This is a genomic window from Rhodococcus sp. JCM 9793 (assembly GCF_055380405.1).
The window spans coordinates 2832889-2848813 of record NZ_AP043721.1; the positions used below are offsets into that span (position 1 = coordinate 2832889).

The 15925-nt window shown below is 65.9% G+C and carries 18 protein-coding genes; 12 read left to right on the forward strand and 6 right to left on the reverse strand.

The features are described 5' to 3' along the window. Positions 1-66: 66 nt before the first annotated feature. Both ACZ46K_RS15150 and rsrA read left to right on the forward strand, forming a co-directional pair. Positions 67-717: a sigma-70 family RNA polymerase sigma factor gene (locus tag ACZ46K_RS15150; protein ID WP_054806338.1), complete on the forward strand. Its 651-nt coding sequence runs from the start codon at positions 67-69 to the stop codon at positions 715-717. Then, positions 714-992, forward strand: coding sequence for a mycothiol system anti-sigma-R factor (rsrA, locus tag ACZ46K_RS15155; protein WP_054806331.1), 279 nt, complete (start codon positions 714-716; stop codon positions 990-992). The genes ACZ46K_RS15150 and rsrA overlap by 4 nt, the downstream gene beginning before the upstream one ends. Positions 993-1105: 113 nt before the next feature. Here the strand turns inward: rsrA and ACZ46K_RS15160 are convergent, their stop codons facing one another. Next, entirely contained in the window at positions 1106-1180 is a 75-nt protein-coding gene (locus ACZ46K_RS15160) for a 50S ribosomal protein bL37 (RefSeq protein ID WP_022597109.1), read from the reverse strand. Between the two features lie 104 nt (positions 1181-1284). Here ACZ46K_RS15160 and ACZ46K_RS15165 point away from each other — a divergent pair, with 104 nt between their 5' ends. Both ACZ46K_RS15165 and ACZ46K_RS15170 read left to right on the forward strand, forming a co-directional pair. After that, positions 1285-1500, forward strand: a complete 216-nt coding sequence (locus ACZ46K_RS15165) for a biotin/lipoyl-binding carrier protein (RefSeq protein WP_054806330.1) — start codon at positions 1285-1287, stop codon at positions 1498-1500. Positions 1501-1517: 17 nt separating this feature from the next. Then, the gene (locus tag ACZ46K_RS15170; protein WP_464749051.1) at positions 1518-2990 is read left to right on the forward strand and encodes a sensor histidine kinase; all 1473 of its coding nucleotides are present in this window, start codon (positions 1518-1520) and stop codon (positions 2988-2990) included. A 140-nt stretch (positions 2991-3130) separates the two neighbouring features. On the opposite strand, the gene ACZ46K_RS15175 is transcribed toward ACZ46K_RS15170, so the two are convergent. Together ACZ46K_RS15175 and ACZ46K_RS15180 are read right to left on the reverse strand one after the other, a co-directional pair. Next, complete coding sequence (locus tag ACZ46K_RS15175) at positions 3131-3388, reverse strand: WhiB family transcriptional regulator (protein WP_054806329.1); 258 nt, start codon at positions 3386-3388, stop codon at positions 3131-3133. A 224-nt stretch (positions 3389-3612) separates the two neighbouring features. Then, positions 3613-4575, reverse strand: a complete 963-nt coding sequence (locus ACZ46K_RS15180; RefSeq protein ID WP_464749054.1) for a diacylglycerol/lipid kinase family protein — start codon at positions 4573-4575, stop codon at positions 3613-3615. Between the two features lie 47 nt (positions 4576-4622). On the opposite strand from ACZ46K_RS15180, the gene ACZ46K_RS15185 reads away from it, so the two are divergent. Together ACZ46K_RS15185 and ACZ46K_RS15190 are read left to right on the forward strand one after the other, a co-directional pair. After that, a complete protein-coding gene (locus ACZ46K_RS15185) occupies positions 4623-5099 on the forward strand; it encodes a hypothetical protein (protein WP_054810892.1) in 477 nt (158 codons plus the stop codon). A gap of 49 nt (positions 5100-5148) precedes the next feature. Continuing rightward, positions 5149-5949 carry a ParA family protein gene (locus ACZ46K_RS15190; protein ID WP_054810891.1) on the forward strand — a complete coding sequence of 267 codons (801 nt, stop codon included), beginning with the start codon at positions 5149-5151 and terminating at the stop codon, positions 5947-5949. 23 nt (positions 5950-5972) lie between these two features. Here ACZ46K_RS15190 and ACZ46K_RS15195 read toward each other — a convergent pair whose 3' ends face one another. Both ACZ46K_RS15195 and ACZ46K_RS15200 read right to left on the reverse strand, forming a co-directional pair. After that, the gene (locus tag ACZ46K_RS15195) at positions 5973-7205 is read right to left on the reverse strand and encodes an Rv3212 family protein (RefSeq protein ID WP_464749057.1); all 1233 of its coding nucleotides are present in this window, start codon (positions 7203-7205) and stop codon (positions 5973-5975) included. A 4-nt stretch (positions 7206-7209) separates the two neighbouring features. Then, positions 7210-8865, reverse strand: coding sequence for a DEAD/DEAH box helicase (locus tag ACZ46K_RS15200; RefSeq protein ID WP_464749059.1), 1656 nt, complete (start codon positions 8863-8865; stop codon positions 7210-7212). Between the two features lie 204 nt (positions 8866-9069). On the opposite strand from ACZ46K_RS15200, the gene ACZ46K_RS15205 reads away from it, so the two are divergent. Then, positions 9070-9774 carry a ferritin-like fold-containing protein gene (locus ACZ46K_RS15205; protein WP_054807659.1) on the forward strand — a complete coding sequence of 235 codons (705 nt, stop codon included), beginning with the start codon at positions 9070-9072 and terminating at the stop codon, positions 9772-9774. 46 nt (positions 9775-9820) lie between these two features. After that, the gene (locus ACZ46K_RS15210) at positions 9821-10051 is read left to right on the forward strand and encodes a DUF3107 domain-containing protein (protein ID WP_464749061.1); all 231 of its coding nucleotides are present in this window, start codon (positions 9821-9823) and stop codon (positions 10049-10051) included. 86 nt (positions 10052-10137) lie between these two features. Here the strand turns inward: ACZ46K_RS15210 and ACZ46K_RS15215 are convergent, their stop codons facing one another. Then, a complete protein-coding gene (locus tag ACZ46K_RS15215; RefSeq protein WP_054807658.1) occupies positions 10138-10800 on the reverse strand; it encodes a TetR/AcrR family transcriptional regulator in 663 nt (220 codons plus the stop codon). A gap of 211 nt (positions 10801-11011) precedes the next feature. Between ACZ46K_RS15215 and ACZ46K_RS15220 the strand changes: the two genes are divergently transcribed. The 4 genes from ACZ46K_RS15220 (at position 11012) to ACZ46K_RS15235 (ending at position 15917) form a co-directional block, all read left to right on the forward strand. Next, positions 11012-12088 carry a DUF3152 domain-containing protein gene (locus tag ACZ46K_RS15220; RefSeq protein WP_464749063.1) on the forward strand — a complete coding sequence of 359 codons (1077 nt, stop codon included), beginning with the start codon at positions 11012-11014 and terminating at the stop codon, positions 12086-12088. Positions 12089-12169: 81 nt separating this feature from the next. Next, positions 12170-13354 (forward strand): adenylyltransferase/sulfurtransferase MoeZ, encoded by a 1185-nt coding sequence (moeZ, locus tag ACZ46K_RS15225; protein ID WP_464749329.1) that lies wholly within the window; start codon positions 12170-12172, stop codon positions 13352-13354. A 145-nt stretch (positions 13355-13499) separates the two neighbouring features. Then, complete coding sequence (locus tag ACZ46K_RS15230) at positions 13500-14354, forward strand: TIGR02569 family protein (protein WP_464749065.1); 855 nt, start codon at positions 13500-13502, stop codon at positions 14352-14354. Between the two features lie 132 nt (positions 14355-14486). Then, complete coding sequence (locus ACZ46K_RS15235; RefSeq protein ID WP_054810924.1) at positions 14487-15917, forward strand: nitrate/nitrite transporter; 1431 nt, start codon at positions 14487-14489, stop codon at positions 15915-15917. The last annotated feature ends 8 nt before the right edge of the window (positions 15918-15925 follow it).

A 15925-nucleotide genomic window follows, 5' to 3' on the forward strand; every position in this document is an offset into this window, starting at 1 on the left:
AGCCCTCCCCGTCCGGATCCCGGCTGCCCGGTAGCCTTCACCGAGGGGACGAGTGAAGGGATCGGTGTGGTCGAGGAGTCTGCAGAACAACTGGCCGAGCGGTTCGAGCGGGATGCGATGCCCTTGCTCGACCAGCTCTACGGCGCCGCGTTGCGGATGACCCGCAATCCTGCCGATGCCGAAGACCTGGTTCAGGAGACCTACATCAAGGCGTTCTCGGCGTTCCGATCGTTCAGGGAGGGCACCAACCTCAAGGCCTGGATGTACCGGATCCTGACGAACACGTACATCAACACGTACCGGAAGCGGCAGCGCCAACCCGCCCAGTACCCGACGGACGAGATCACCGACTGGCAGCTCGCGGCCACCGCCGAGCACTCTTCGACCGGTCTGCGGTCCGCCGAGGTGGAAGCGCTCGACGCGTTGCCCGACGACGACATCAAGGCGGCATTGCAGGAGCTCCCCGAGGACTTCCGGATGGCCGTGTACTACGCGGATGTCGAAGGCTTCCCCTACAAGGAGATCGCCGAGATCATGGGCACGCCGATCGGCACCGTGATGTCCAGGCTTCACCGGGGGCGCAAGCAACTGCGGGGGCTCCTCGCCGACGTCGCGCACGAACGTGGATTCCACCGCGGCCGCGCGAAGGACGAGGCGGCGACCGTCAGCACCGACAGGACTATCGGCACCGAGGGCCAGAAGGGAGTCTCGCAGTGAGCGAGCAGGCAGATTTCGAGCGACTCGACTGCTCCGCTGTCATCGCGGACGTGTACCTGCTCCTCGATTCGGAGTGCGACGAGGCGTCGAGGACACGACTGCAACGGCACCTCGACGACTGTGGTTCATGCCTCGAGACGTACGGAATCGAGGAGAAGGTCAAGGCGCTGCTCAGCCGCAAGTGCGGAGGGGAACACGCGCCGGAGGGTCTGAGGGAACGCTTGATGGTCGAAATTCGCAGGACCGTCGTGGTGAACGTCAGGAAGTCCGAATAGGACGAGACAGGACGAGCGAAACTGTCCGCGGGCGCGTGAAGTAGTTCGTGTGTACAACGTCGCGGGGGCCGGAAAGCACTGCTTTCCGGCCCCCGCGACGTTGTGTCTACGCGTCAGGCGTTGGGACGCTTGCCGTGGTTTGCGGCGTTACCCTTGCGGCTGCGCTTCTTGCGACCTCGCTTACCCATGGTGGGATCTCCTTTCTTGTTGATTACAGTGTTCCACGTGCGGTCGAGTGGCCTTGTCAGCAGGTCCACCGTCCGGGCTCCGGAGCAGCGAATCGAGGTGTTCTATGGCAGAGGACGTGCGTGCCGAAATGGTCTCCACCGTCTTCGAGGTGGTTGTCAGTGAAGGCGATGTGGTGGCGGAGGGAGACACCCTGGTCATCCTGGAATCGATGAAGATGGAGATTCCGGTGATCGCGGAGGGCTCGGGCACCGTGACCTCCGTCGACGTCGCGGTCGGGGACGTCATCCAACAGGGTGACCTCATCGCGGTCATCTCCTGAGCGCGGAAACCCCGACGGTGTCGACGCTCAGCGCGCTGCTCGCAACCTATACCGATCTTCCCGGCGCCGCCGTGGACCACCTCCAGAGAGTGGTGGGGGAATGGCAGTTGCTCGCGGACCTGTCGTTCGCAGATGTGCTGCTGTGGGTGAGCGCAGATCCCGGAGGGATCGTGTGCGTGGCCCAGTGCCGCCCGACCACGACCTCGACGGTGTTGCCCGAGGATGCAGTCGGCACCGTCGTCTCGGACGAGGAGCACCCGTATGTGCGTCGAGCGTTCGAGACCGGACGGATCGTCACGGCACAGCCCGGCTCCGGCGATGCGATCAACATGCGGCAAGCGGTGCCTGTGCGGTGGGGCGACGAAGTCGTCGCGGTCCTCAGCCGCGATGCCGCACGTGTATCGAGGCGGTCGGCGAGCGCACTGGAGACCGCCTACCTGGAATGCGCCGACGCGCTCTACCGGATGATCAGCGAAGGGAGCTTTCCGACCGCCGAGGCGCGTTCCGACACCAAGTCGAGCCCGCGCGCCGGTGACGGTTTCATCCGGCTCGACCGGGAAGGCCGTGTGGTCTATGCGAGTCCGAACGCCCTGTCGGCCTATCACCGCATGGGCTTCAACTCGGATCTGCGTGGGCAGGACCTGATCGAGACGACCCGAGCGCTCGTCAGCGACCCCTTCGAGAGCCGGGATGTCTCCGACTATCTGAGGGGCGCGGTGGAGGGCCGCAACGGGCAGCGGATGGAGGTCGAGGCCCGCGGCGCGACGGTGCTGATCCGTGCCCTCGTTTTGACACCGGGGGGCCGGATCGATGGTGCAGCGGTCGTCATCCGCGACGTCACCGAGGTCAAGCGGCGCGACCGCGCGCTGATGAGCAAGGACGCGACGATCCGCGAGATCCACCACCGGGTCAAGAACAACCTGCAGACGGTTGCGGCGTTGCTTCGGCTGCAGGCGCGCCGCACGGGCAACGGCGAGGCACAGCAGGCACTCGGCGAAGCGGTCCGACGGGTGACGTCGATTGCGCTGGTGCACGAAGCCCTGTCGATGTCGGTCGACGAGGAAGTCGACCTCGACGACGTCTTCGACCGGTTGATCCCGATTGTCGTCGATGTGTCGGCAGTCGGTAGCCAAGTGCGGGTGCATCGCGAGGGCAATCTGGGGGTGTTTCCCGCAGACCGGGCGACCCCGCTCGTGATGGTGCTGACCGAACTCGTGCAGAACGCGGTGGAACATGCGTTCGATCCAGGTGCGCACGGCACGGTGACGGTGAAGGCGCACCGTTCGGCGCGTGTCCTCGATGTGGTGGTGCACGACGAGGGCAAGGGACTGCCCGAGGGCTTCCGTCTCGAAGATTCCGATCGTCTCGGCCTGCAGATCGTCCGGACGCTCGTCGCGGCAGAGTTGGGGGGCTCCATCCAGCTCGAGACGAGCAGCTCCGGCGGGACGGAAGCCCGGCTCAGCCTGCCGCTGGGCAAGCGGCCGGCCTGACGAGCACTTTGTAGTAGCTCCCATGGCCCAGGACGCACGGCTCAGGACACACAAGGGCCCGGCACCCGAAGTGGTGCCGGGCCGTGCGTCGGACTTCGATGCCTCACACAGGGGCTACGTCCTACAACAGCAGTGCGTGGTCATACAACAGCAGTGCGTGCCCGGGTCCGGGCGTTGCGACGCTTGAGTGCGCGGCGCTCGTCCTCGCTCATGCCGCCCCACACACCTGCATCCTGGCCGGACTCGAGCGCCCACGAGAGGCATTCGGTCGTGACCGGGCAGCGGTTGCACACGAGCTTGGCATCAGCGATCTGCGCGAGCGCCGGGCCGCTGTTTCCCACAGGGAAGAACAGTTCCGGATCCTCGTCGCGGCAGATGGCCTTGTGGCGCCAGTCCATGCTTCTACTCTCCTTCGATGGTGCTGCGCGCACCGGATGATGGTCTTGTCGAGTTCATGCTGGAGTCGCGAAGTATTTCCGCGGAGTTACTTGTGAATGCTTTCACGAACGAGCGTGAAGTCAATAGAATCGACCACGACCGTGGGGAAGCTCACGCCGACATTGATGTCAGGTTGTTCTCGAAGTACATTTTTACACCCTGGCCAGCGGTGATGTAAGACGAATCACAGATTTGTCCGCTTGGATTCTGACGCCGGAGCCACTACGTCCAGTAAGTCCGGAACGGATACGAATTCGACGTCCGTTCGCATTCCCAGGTAATCACCGTCCGCCTGAAGTCCGATCGGCCGCGTCGATTCTGCCCGTACTCGTGGTGTGTCGTCGATACGAATCAGATGTGGAGATTCGGGTTCACCGTGACGTGCCAGCAATTGACGCACCACTCGAAGGCTCGCGGCCACCCGCGTGGTGGTCATGGCGAACACCCCCAGCCCGGTGTCGAAGGAGGTACCTGGATTGGTGTGCACCGGACGCTCGTCGAGGAAGGTCCACGGACTCGAGTTCGACACGAATGCGTAGTAGACACCCTCGACGGGTGCGTGGCCGGGGATCTCGAGGGTCAGTGCGGGCTCCGCTCTCTTCGATTCGAAGAACTGTTTGACGGAGTGTCGTACATACCGCGCGGTGGTGACCTTCTTTCCGGACGCCCGGGACAGGTCGATGGCCTCACACACTTGGGCGTCGAGTCCCAAGCCCGCGTTGAAGACGAACCAGCGGCCATCGCAGAATCCGAGTCCGATCCGACGTCGAGACCGCTCGGAGAGCAGTGTCAGCAATTGCTCGGTGGCCTCCATCGGATCGGCGGCGATTCCCAACGAGCGTGCGAACACATTCGCCGAACCACCCGGAACCACGGCGAGCAACGGCAGTGACGGATCCGGGGAACGCAGGGACGGTTCGCCGAGCATCCCGTTGACGATCTCGTTGACCGTGCCGTCGCCGCCGTGCGCGATGACGACGTCCATGCGGTCGGCGTGCGCCGATCGGGCCAGCTCCGCAGCGTGCCCGCGGTGTGTCGTGTGCGCCACGGTCAGCGCGACCCGGCCGGCCAGAGCATGAGCGAGCCGGTCGCGACCGGCCGGTGTGGTCGTCGTCGCGTTGGGGTTCACGATCAGCAGTGCACGCACGGAACATCAGCCTAAGTGGTCTTTCCCGGGTCCACTACGCTGGCCGGGTGACCACCGAATCTTCGCGCAGCACCATTCCGTCGACGGTCCGTATCGCCGGCATACTCGTCGTCCTCGAAGGTGCCGTGGCAATGGGGTTCGCGGTGTACTCGATCTTCCGCGCCGCATCGGGTGAACACGACCAGTCGGTGACCAACGGATACGGCTTCGCGCTCTGGCTGGCGCTGTTGTTCGGCGGGGTCCTGGCCGCGGGCATTGCGTTGCTGCGGGGTGCGCGCTGGGGCAGGTCGGTGGCGGTCGTTGCGCAGATCCTGCTGCTGCCGGTCGTGTGGTCGTTGCTCACCGACTCGCACCAGCCCATGCTCGGGATACTGATGGCCGTGATCGTGGTTCCGACCCTGGTGTTGTTGTTCGCACCGTCGACGACGGGTTGGCTCGCGCAGGACTATGCGCCCGACTCGCCGTCGGATGCAGACACGGACACGGGCACGGACAGCAGCGGCTCGGGTTCCGAGCGTGCGTGATGCCGCGTCAAGTGTCGCGCGCAGCGCCGCTATGAGCGAGGATCGACGCGTGGCAACAGTACTTGCGGTGGCAAACCAGAAGGGTGGCGTCGCGAAGACGACCACCGTCGCGTCGTTGGGCGCTGCCTTGGTGGGGCTCGGGCAACGCGTCCTCGTGGTCGATCTCGACCCGCAAGGATGCCTGACGTTCTCTCTGGGACACAACCCGGATCGGCTCGAGCGGTCCGTGCACGACGTGCTCCTGGGTGACGCCGAGATCGCGGACGTACTCCTCGAAACCGGGGAGAACCTGGCTCTGCTTCCTGCGACGATCGACCTCGCCGGGGCAGAGGCGCTGCTGCTGATGCGCCCCGGCCGCGAGTACGCACTCAAACGCGCTCTCGCAGTCGTCGAGGACGATTACGACATCATCATCGTGGATTGCCCGCCATCACTCGGTGTGCTCACCCTCAACGGTCTGACCGCCGCGAGAGCGGTCCTGGTACCGCTGCAGTGTGAGACCCTCGCGCACCGAGGCGTCGGGCAATTGCTGCGCACGGTCGACGAGGTCAAGCAGATCACCAACCCGGACCTGGAGATGCTCGGCGCGCTACCCACCCTGTACGACGCGCGGACCACCCACAGCCGCGACGTGCTCGCCGATGTATCCGATCGGTACGGCCTGCCCGTCCTCGCACCACCGATCCCGCGGACCGTGCGGTTCGCCGAAGCATCGGCGTCGGGCGCGACCGTCCTGTCGGGACGCAAGAACAAGGGCGCGCACGCTTATCGGGAACTCGCGGAGAATCTGCTGGCGTGCTGGACGGACGGCGCCGAGCCGGTCACGCTCGCGGTTCAGGCCGAGGCGTAGCGGCGGGCTTCTGTCGGGTCGGTTCAAGGCCGACCGCTGTCCGTCAGCGCGACGACCTCGTCGCCCCGTTGTTCGAGGACTGCAGAGCCCGCAACGGACAACGAGACCGCGGCGTCCGTGTCGCGGTCCACGTGGATCGTCCGAGCGATCTCGCCCGTCAGAGGATCGACCACGGCGATTGCGTCGTCGACCGGTAACAGCACCGATCCGGCCATCTCGGAGCCGTGCCCGAGCGTGCCCTCGACGGTCCAGAGCGGCGTGAAATTCTCGGTGTCGAGTGCGACGGTGTCGGTGCCCGTCCACCACAGGATCAGATCGTCGAGTTTCTCCGCCGGGCCGGTGTCCACACCGGGGCCTGCTGCCTGCGACAACTCGTGTCGGTCGACTGCGGAGCCCGAAGCGTCGAACACCTCGAGGCGAGCACCGCCGTCGGGGCCGGGCGGAAGGTAGACGGCGGTGTGATCGTCGACCACCGCGACGATCTGTGCGTCGCCGTCCGGTACCGCGGCGGGCAGGATCGAGGATGAGAACTCTTCGGGCTTCTGGCTGTCCTCTGGAGTGGTATCGAGCAGAGTCAGCCGCCCGGCCGGTTCCTTGGAACACTGTTCGAGCACCGCGAGGTGACTGTTGTCGGCATCCGCGGAATGGAGCACGCAGCCGCTGCGGGGTTGGGCATTGGGGTTGACCGGCGCGTCGACCCGGCCGTATTCGACCGTGCGCACCAGATCCGACCGCCACATCTCCAGGCGGGTGTCGCCGAGCGCGATCAGGTGTGTCCCGGTGTCGACGAGGCGTACCTTGCTGTCGGTGTCGCTCGAACGTTGTGCGCCCCGCGCACCGGTGTCCCCGTCGAGTGCTGTCACCTGACCGCATCCGCGTGGATCGTTGTAGACCGACACGACGGAGCCCCACGCGCCGACCGCCGCGCACAGCGGCCGGTCGCGTCGGTAGCTCCATCGCTCGGCACCCGTCCGCAGATCACGGCCGACGACGGTGTCGCCGTCGGCCGTGGCAGCGGTGTCACCGATCACAAGGGCATGCGTCGTCGCCGAACTCGGAGCGCGCCATGACTCGGCGAGGGTGTCGGGTACGGACTCCGCGACAGGAGGGGTGGTGGCCACCCCGTCCCAGGTGGTCGATGTGGTGCCGCGTGCATCTGATCGCAGCCACACGACACACACCGCCACCAGGACGGCGACGACGAGTACCGCTGCGGTGATCAGGTCGGCCCGCGAGCGACGTTCGGGCGCGAGCACTCTGCTAGGTGGCCGAGTTGCTCGACACTGCGTCCTTCACGCCGGCAGCGTCCGACGCCGTGGTGGTCGCTGCAGCATCGCCCTCGGCCGGCGTGCGGCGACGGCGGCGACGCCTCCGGTTGCTCGACGCGGTGCCGTCGGCTTCGGCGGTCTCTGTCGAGGCCTCGACTGCGGGAGCATCTGCCTGATCGGTGCTCGTGGTGGTGGCGTCGGCGGCCTTGCCTCGCACGGTGCGACGACGGGTCCGGGTGCGCTTGGGTCGCGTCGAGCCTTCGCTCCGCGCCGGACGCTCACCCGAGCCGCCGTCGGATTCGGTGCGGGCGGTCGCGGGCTTGCGAACAAGGCCCGTGGATCCCTCAGGGATGCTGAGTTCCTCGAACAGGTGCGGCGAGCTCGAGTACGTTTCGACCGGGTCCGGCATATCGAGGCCGAGAGCCTTGTCGATGAGCTGCCAACGCGGGATGTCGTCCCAGTCGACCAGCGTGACGGCGATGCCCGTACGACCTGCACGACCCGTGCGGCCGATCCGGTGCACGTACGTCTTCTCGTCTTCGGGGCACTGGTAGTTGATGACATGGGTGACGTCGTCGATGTCGATGCCACGTGCGGCGACATCGGTGGCGACGAGAACGTCGATCTTGCCGTCGCGGAAACGTCCGAGCGACTTCTCGCGGGCGATCTGCCCGAGATCGCCGTGGACGGCACCCACCGCGAAGCCGCGTTCGGCGAGTTCGTCGGCGACCTTCTGCGCGGTGCGCTTCGTGCGGGTGAAGATCATCGTCGCGCCGCGACCGTCGGCCTGCAGGATGCGAGCGACCAGTTCGGCCTTGTCGAGCGCATGAGCCCGGTAGACGAGCTGATTGGTGCGCTCGTGGACCGCGGAGGACTGGGGCTCCTCGGCACGGATGTGGGTCGGCTGGGTGAGGAAGGTCCGGGCAAGGGTGATGATCGGGCCGGGCATCGTGGCCGAGAACAACATCGTCTGGCGCTTGTCGGGGACCATCCCGAGGATCCGCTCGATGTCGGGAAGGAACCCGAGGTCGAGCATCTCGTCGGCCTCGTCCATCACGAGCACGCCGATCTTGCCGAGGATCAGGTGCGACTGGTTGGCGAGGTCGAGCAGGCGGCCCGGTGTGCCGACGATGACATCGACACCTTTCTTCAACTGGTCGATCTGCTGCTCGTAGGGGCGGCCACCGTAGATGGCGAGGACCTCGAGGCCCTTCTTGCCGCTGCCGGGGAGGTACTTCGCTGCGTTCTCGAGGTCGTGCGTGACCTGGACACACAATTCGCGGGTCGGGACGATCACCAGCGCGCGCGGCGTACCGTCGAGCGGAGCGGTGCCGGAGGCGGCGGTGGTCACGCGATGCAGCAGTGGCACGCCGAAACCGAAGGTCTTGCCCATTCCGGTCCGGGCCTGGCCGATGAGGTCGTCGCCGGCGAGTGCGAGCGGCAGCGTCAGTTCCTGGATGGCGAAGGTGCGTTCGATGCCCATCTCGGACAGCGCGCGGACGATTTCGTCGCGGACGCCGAGTTCGGCGAAGGTGGGGGCAACGTGAGTGTCGTCGAGTTGTGCGGAGACGGTGTTTTCGCTTGCGTCGTCTTCGTGGTCGATTGTGATCTTGCTCAGGGGTCTGGCCTTCCTGGTCTCGGCACGCACGCACGAGGTGGACAAGGCGACCGGCCTGCGTCTTCACGCGAGCTCTGGAGATGGGGCCCGCGAGCGCGGCAGCGATCCTCAAACGGGTGCGCGCACATTATCGTCGAAGACCGCGGGCCACGGTGAGCGGCTCGATGCGCGGTCTTCTGAACCCATTGTACCGTGAGGGGCGCATTCGACGAGGTAGTACTACGCTTTGTCGTCATGGGAGCCGAAACATCGCCGTCCGCTGCAGAACCCCGCCTGTCGCCCTCGGCGACCCCCGTCCCGGCCGATCATCCGGGTGTCTCGGAACTGTTCTCGGTGCTCGCATCCGGCGAGATCGCCGCGTTCTACCGTCTCGCGGATGAAGCCGTTTTCTCACCGTCGCTGCAGGGGAAGGTCGCGTTCGCGCAGATGGCGGCCTCCGAGATGCGCCATTTCGAGATCTTGCGCACAGCGCTCGAAGAGCGAGGCGTAGACATCTACACGGCCATGGAGCCCTACCATCAGGTGCTCGACGCCTATCACGAATCGACGACACCGTCGACCTGGCTCGAGTCGTTGGTCAAGGCGTATGTGGGTGACGGAATCGCGGCCGATTTCTACTGTGAGATCGCCGACATGCTCGATCCGCAGGTCGCCACCGTGGTGCGCGGGGTGCTCGCGGAGACCGGGCACTCGGAGTTCGTGGTTCAGGAGGTCAGGTCGGTCGTCGAACGCAGCAGCACTCAGAAGGACCGGCTCATGTTGTGGGGCCGACGGTTGCTCGGCGAAGCGATCACGCAGGCGCAGTACGTGCTCGCGCAACGGGAAGATCTCGCCGAACTCGTCATTCTCGCATCGGGAGACCTGAGGAACATCGCTGCGCTCATCGATCGTATGCAGGTCGAGCACGCCAAGCGGATGGCAGTGCTGGGATTGCACTAACCTGGCGAGGACAAGCAGTTCAGCCTGAGAATCTCGGAGGTCTTTCGTGGAGGTCAAGATCGGTGTCGCGGACAGCCCGCGCGAAATCGTCATCGTCAGCGAACAGACACCCGACGAGGTGGAAGCGCTCGTGACCGACGCCCTGAACGGCGGAAGCAAGGGCGTGCTCGCGCTCGTCGACGAGAAGGGTCGCAAGGTCCTCGTGCAGGCCACCAAGATCACGTACGTCGACATCGGCCCCGCCACCGCCGGCAAGGTGGGCTTCGCCGCGAACTGACGTCGCACACGACGAAGGGGCCGTGACGCACTCGAGTGCGTCCCGGCCCCTTCGTCGTTACTGTTGGGCGCCTGTAGGTGTGGGCGTCAGCGCTTCTGCAACTCGGGTTGAAGCGGGACGTGTTTGAGACCGCCCCAGGCGAGTGCGACGGTGGTGTCGACCGCATCGTCCTTCGAGATGGGCCGTGCTGCGTCGAGCCAGTAGCGTGCAGTGAACTGGCTGGTACCGACGAGCCCGACAGCGAGGATGCGTGCGCGATACGGATCGAGACCGGAATCGTGGGCTACGAGATCGAACACGGCGTCGACGCAGGCCTCGGTGGCCTGCTCGACGCGGTGCGCCACCTGCGGCTCGCCCATGAGGTCGGACTCGAACACGAGCCGGAAGCCCTGGCTGTCGTTGTCGACGAAATCGAAGAACGCCTGGACTGCGGCGCGGACACGCTGCTTGTTGTCGGTGGTCGAACGCAGGGCCTGCCGTACCCCGTTGATCAGAATGTCGACGTAATTCTGGAGAACAGCACAATACAGCTCGAGTTTGCCGGGGAAATGCTGGTAGAGGACCGGTTTGCTGACTCCGGCGCAGTCTGCGATCTCGTCCATACCGGCGGCGTGGTAGCCCCGCGTGACGAACACTTCGCTGGCCGCCTCGAGCAGCTGAGCGCGTCGCTCGTCCCTCGGCATGCGAGAGCCCCGCTTCGTGCCGTTGGTCTTGCCTCGTCCCGAGGCTCGGGCGGCGACTTCGGTCATGCTTGCTCCCAATCTGCACAAGCGACGATCGTGAGCATTGCCACGTCGACGCGAATCATCTCTGCAGGTTACAGGTCGGTGTCGATGCAGGCGGATGGCCCTACCGTCGAGTATCCGCCTTTTCGGGTGGTGCGGTAGCTCCTTGCACGAGAAGTGAGGACCCATCACGGACTACCCGTCCGATCGACCGCAGTGTGACATTCTGGCAACCGTGATCGACCGAGGAGGAGCACGTTCGACCCGCACACCGCACGGCTCGGCCCTGCAATCGCAGGACTCGCAGCAGTCACAGGCCTCCCGCCTTCGCGCGCACCGGTCACTCGACGACTCGATTCCGCATTCAGGATCCAGACAACCGCTCCGGGCGCAGTGGGATCCGATCGAAGGCGACCCTCGTCCGCCGCGCCGGCCGCGACCGGCGCGCGACGTGCGCAAACAGAGCCGGCTCGGGCGCTTCGTGTCGCGGTACGGGTGGCGTGCCTACGCAGTGCCCGTACTCGCCGCAGTCACCGTGTTCGTGGTGTGGGACGCGGTGCAGGGGGACCCCACGGGCGCAGTCGCGGACGGTGAGGGCACGACAGGTGCTGTAGACGACGCCGACGTCGAGGAGTCGCCCATCGCCGACGGACACTTCCCGCCCGACCTCGACTCCGGTGCGCTGCCGGAGGGGGGATCGTTCACCGAGGACGGAGCCGGTGCCTGGCGGGTACTTCCCGGAAATACCGAGCAGACCGGATTCGGTGAGCGGCAGGTGTTCACCTACACGGTCGAGATCGAGGACGGTGTCGACACCACTGCGTACGGCGGCGATGCCGCTTTCGCGACGATGGTCGACGAGACTCTCGCCGACCCCAGGAGTTGGACCGCCGATCGGGCATTCGCGTTCCGGCGGGTCGACAGCGAAGCCCCCGACTTCCGGGTCTCGCTCACCTCTCAGATGACCATCCGGCAGTTCTGCGGATTCGACATCGAACTCGAAGGTTCGTGCTTCAATCCAGGCGTCGAACGGGTCTTCGTGAACGAGCCACGCTGGGTCAGGGGGGCGGTCGCGTTCAACGGCGACATCGGCTCGTACCGCCAATATCTGGTCAACCACGAGGTCGGGCACGCGGTGGGCTATGCCGCCCACGAAGGGTGCACCACCGACGGTGGACTCGCGCCGATCATGATGCAGCAGACCTACGGCACTGCGAACGACGATATCTCCCGCCTCGATCCCGACGGGATCGTTCCCGCCGACGGAAAGGTCTGCAGCTACAACCCGTGGCCGTTTCCCCGCGGAGCATGACCGCATCGGACGGCGGTCGTCGACGGTGGGACAATCGGCGGTGTCCCCGTAGAGGAGAAGACCGTGACAGTACTGCCGTCGGTGGAACCGACTCTTGCCCTACCGCCGCTGGTGGAACCCGCAGGTGAGCTGACCCGCGAGGAGATCGCGCGATACAGCAGGCACCTGATCATCCCGAATGTCGGCGTCACGGGTCAGAGGCGGCTGAAGAACGCCGAGGTGCTGTTCATCGGCGCCGGCGGTCTCGGATCGCCCGCGCTGCTGTATCTCGCGGCTGCCGGTATCGGCACCATCGGCATCGTCGAGGACGACCACGTCGAATCCTCGAACCTGCAACGGCAGATCATCCACGGGCAGGCGGACGTCGCGCGTTCCAAGGGGGAGAGCGCGCGCGACAGCATCCGCGCCATCAACGAGAACGTCACGGTTCGTCTGCATCCGGAGAGGCTCGATTCGAGCAATGCCGTGGCGTTGTTCGAGCAGTACGACCTGATCCTCGACGGCACCGACAACTTCGCTACCCGCTATCTCGTCAACGACGCGGCGATCCTGGCCCGGAAGCCGTACGTATGGGGATCGATATTCCGCTTCGAGGGCCAGATCTCGGTGTTCTGGGAGGATGCCCCGGGCGGACGCGGGCTCAACTATCGCGATCTCTACCCCGAGGCTCCGCCGCCGGGCATGGTGCCGTCGTGTGCCGAGGGTGGCGTGCTCGGTGTCCTCCCGGGCACGGTCGGCACGATCATGGCCACCGAGGCACTCAAACTGATCACCGGGATCGGCGACCCGTTGCTGGGCCGCCTGATGATCTACGACGCCCTCGCCATGACTTTCCGCACCGTCACGCTGCGACGTGATCCGGGGCGCTCACCGGTGACGGAACTCGTCGACTACGAGGAATTCTGCGGAATCGTGCCCGAGGACGCGGCCGCCGTGGGAGCAGATGCGACGATCACCGCGACCGAGCTGCGGACGATGATCGACTCCGGTCGAGACCTCGCATTGATCGACGTCCGGGAACCGGTGGAATGGGACATCGTCCGTATCGACGGGGCGCGACTCGTTCCGAAGGACCGGATCCTGTCCGGCGACGCACTCGCCGAGCTGCCTCAGAACACACCGATCGTCCTCTACTGCAAGACGGGCATCCGGTCGGCCGAGGCTCTTGCCGTGCTCAAACGGGCCGGGTTCGCCGACGCGACCCACCTCCAGGGCGGCGTCGTGGCTTGGGCACAGCAGGTCGACACATCGTTGCCGCTGTACTGACAGCGATGGGGCACCGACTCGGGGGAGTGATCGCGGGCGGTCGTGAGGTGGGCGCAAGATCTCAGGGCGGATCGGTGTCAACTTGTGACCTGCGTGCCGGGGTGCCTTCCCTGCGGTGCTGCATACCAGCGGTAGCGTTGGCCGCGTGAGTTCGCTCGAACCCCCGCAACACGTGTGCTCCACGTTCGGTCTCCGCGACGTCCAGCCGATCCCACTCGGGGCGGACTGGGACGGTGGATACCGCTGTGGAGATGTGGTCCTGTCCAGGGTCGCCGATCACGCGCGCGCAGCGTGGTCGGCGAAAGTCCGGGAGACCCTCACTGTGGACGGCGTCCGGCTGGCCCGGCCGGTCCGGGCCACCGACGGACGATACGTGGTGTCCGGCTGGCGTGCCGACACCTACATCGTCGGTACTTCCGAACCTCGACACGACGAGGTGGTGTCCCTGTCGCTGCGGCTGCACGCAGCCACCTCGCAGCTCGAGCGTCCCCGATTCCTCATGCAACCTCCCGTCGCGCCGTGGGCGGACGTCGACGTCTTCGTCGCCGCGGACCGTGCCGCGTGGGAAACCGTGCCGTTGCGTTCGGCGCGCGCCGCCGGTGCACCCGACACGGTCACCCCCGACGGACGCAAGAGCCTCGACCTGATCGCTCAGCTCGCCACGTTCCGTAAGCCCGTGCATCTTCCGGACCAGCTCGTTCACGGCGACCTGTTCGGCACGGTGCTGTTCGCGGGCCGAGCTGCTCCGGGGCTGACCGACATCACTCCGTACTGGCGCCCGGCGTCGTGGGCTGCGGCCGTGGCCGTGGTCGACGCTCTGTCGTGGGGCGGCGCCGACGACGCATTGATCGGCAGGTGGGAGGACCTACCGGAATGGCCGCAGATGCTCCTGCGCGCGGCGATGTTCCGGCTGGCAGTCCACGCATTGCACCCGCGGTCCACCGAGGAAGCATTCCCTGGCCTCGCGCACACCACCGACCTGGTGCGCCTGCTCCTCTGACGCTGCGACGCCCTCACACCGGACATCGGGGGCCGGTGAGGAACTCTTGACTTTCCAGTCACCGCGGGCAGCACCGCGGCAACACCCGCTCCATACCTTGGGTTCATCAGAAACCTGAGAGAGGTGGCCGGCGTGAGTGTTGCACTCGAAAAAGAGCCGCTGCGAAGCAAGTTCGCGCGCAAGCACTACATCGACACATGGGACGCCGAGGATGTCGACGCGTGGGAGGCGGGCGGCAAGGACATTGCCAAGCGCAACCTGATCTGGTCGGTGATCGCCGAACACGTCGGATTCTCGGTGTGGTCGATCTGGTCGGTGATGGTGCTGTTCATGCCCACCGAGATCTACGGCATCGACGCCGCAGGCAAATTCTTCCTCGTCGCAGTGCCCACCCTCGTGGGCTCGATCCTGCGCATCCCCTACACGGTTGCGACCGCGAAGTTCGGCGGGCGCAACTGGACGATCTTCAGCGCGCTGATCCTGCTCGTCCCGACCCTGGCCACGCTGTATCTGATGCTGAACCCCGGCCACTCCTACACAACATTCATACTGGTCGCGGCCCTCGCGGGTGTCGGTGGCGGCAACTTCGCGTCGTCGATGACGAACATCAACGCGTTCTATCCGCAGCGACTCAAGGGGTGGGCACTGGGACTGAACGCCGGTGGAGGCAACATCGGTGTCCCTGTGATCCAGCTGATCGGCCTGCTGGTCATCGCGACCGTCGGCAACACGGCACCGTGGATCGTCTGCGCGATCTACCTCGTTCTCTGCTCCGGTGCAGCCCTCGGCGCAGCACTGTTCATGGACAATCTCGGGGACCAGCGCGCCGATCTCCGGGCGATGGGCAAGTGCCTGAAGTTCAGCGACTCGTGGGTCATCTCCTTCCTCTACATCGGCACCTTCGGCTCGTTCATCGGATTCAGCTTCGCGTTCGGGCAGGTGCTGCAGATCAACTTCCTCGCCGGGGGTGACACCCCTGCACAGGCAGCCCTTCACGCCGCGCAGATCGCCTTCATCGGCCCACTGCTCGGCTCGGTGGCCCGCCCGCTCGGCGGAAAACTCGCCGACCGGATCGGCGGGGGACGCATCACCGTCTGGACGTTCGTCGCCATGGCCCTCGCCGCCGGCGTCCTCATCGTCGCGGGAACCCTCGACGACGCCACCGAAGGCGCCGCATCCGGCGGGATCATGGTCGCATTCGTCCTCGGCTTCGTCGCACTGTTCCTTCTGTCCGGACTCGGCAACGGCTCGGTCTACAAGATGATCCCGTCGATCTTCGAAGCGAAGGCACAGGGCCTCGAGCATCTCGACCGAGCCGAAAAAGCAGCGTGGTCGCGCAGCATGTCGGGTGCGCTCATCGGTTTCGCCGGTGCCATCGGCGGTCTCGGTGGAGTCGGCATCAACCTGGTCCTCCGCGCCTCGTATTCCGGTGAAGCACAGTCCGCGACCATGGCCTTCTGGGTCTTCGGAGCCTTCTACCTGGCCTGCATCGCCGTGACCTGGGCGGTCTTCCTGCGGGTGCCGCGGCAGGACGAAGTAATCGAGCCGGCCGCGACCGCCTGACCTGCACC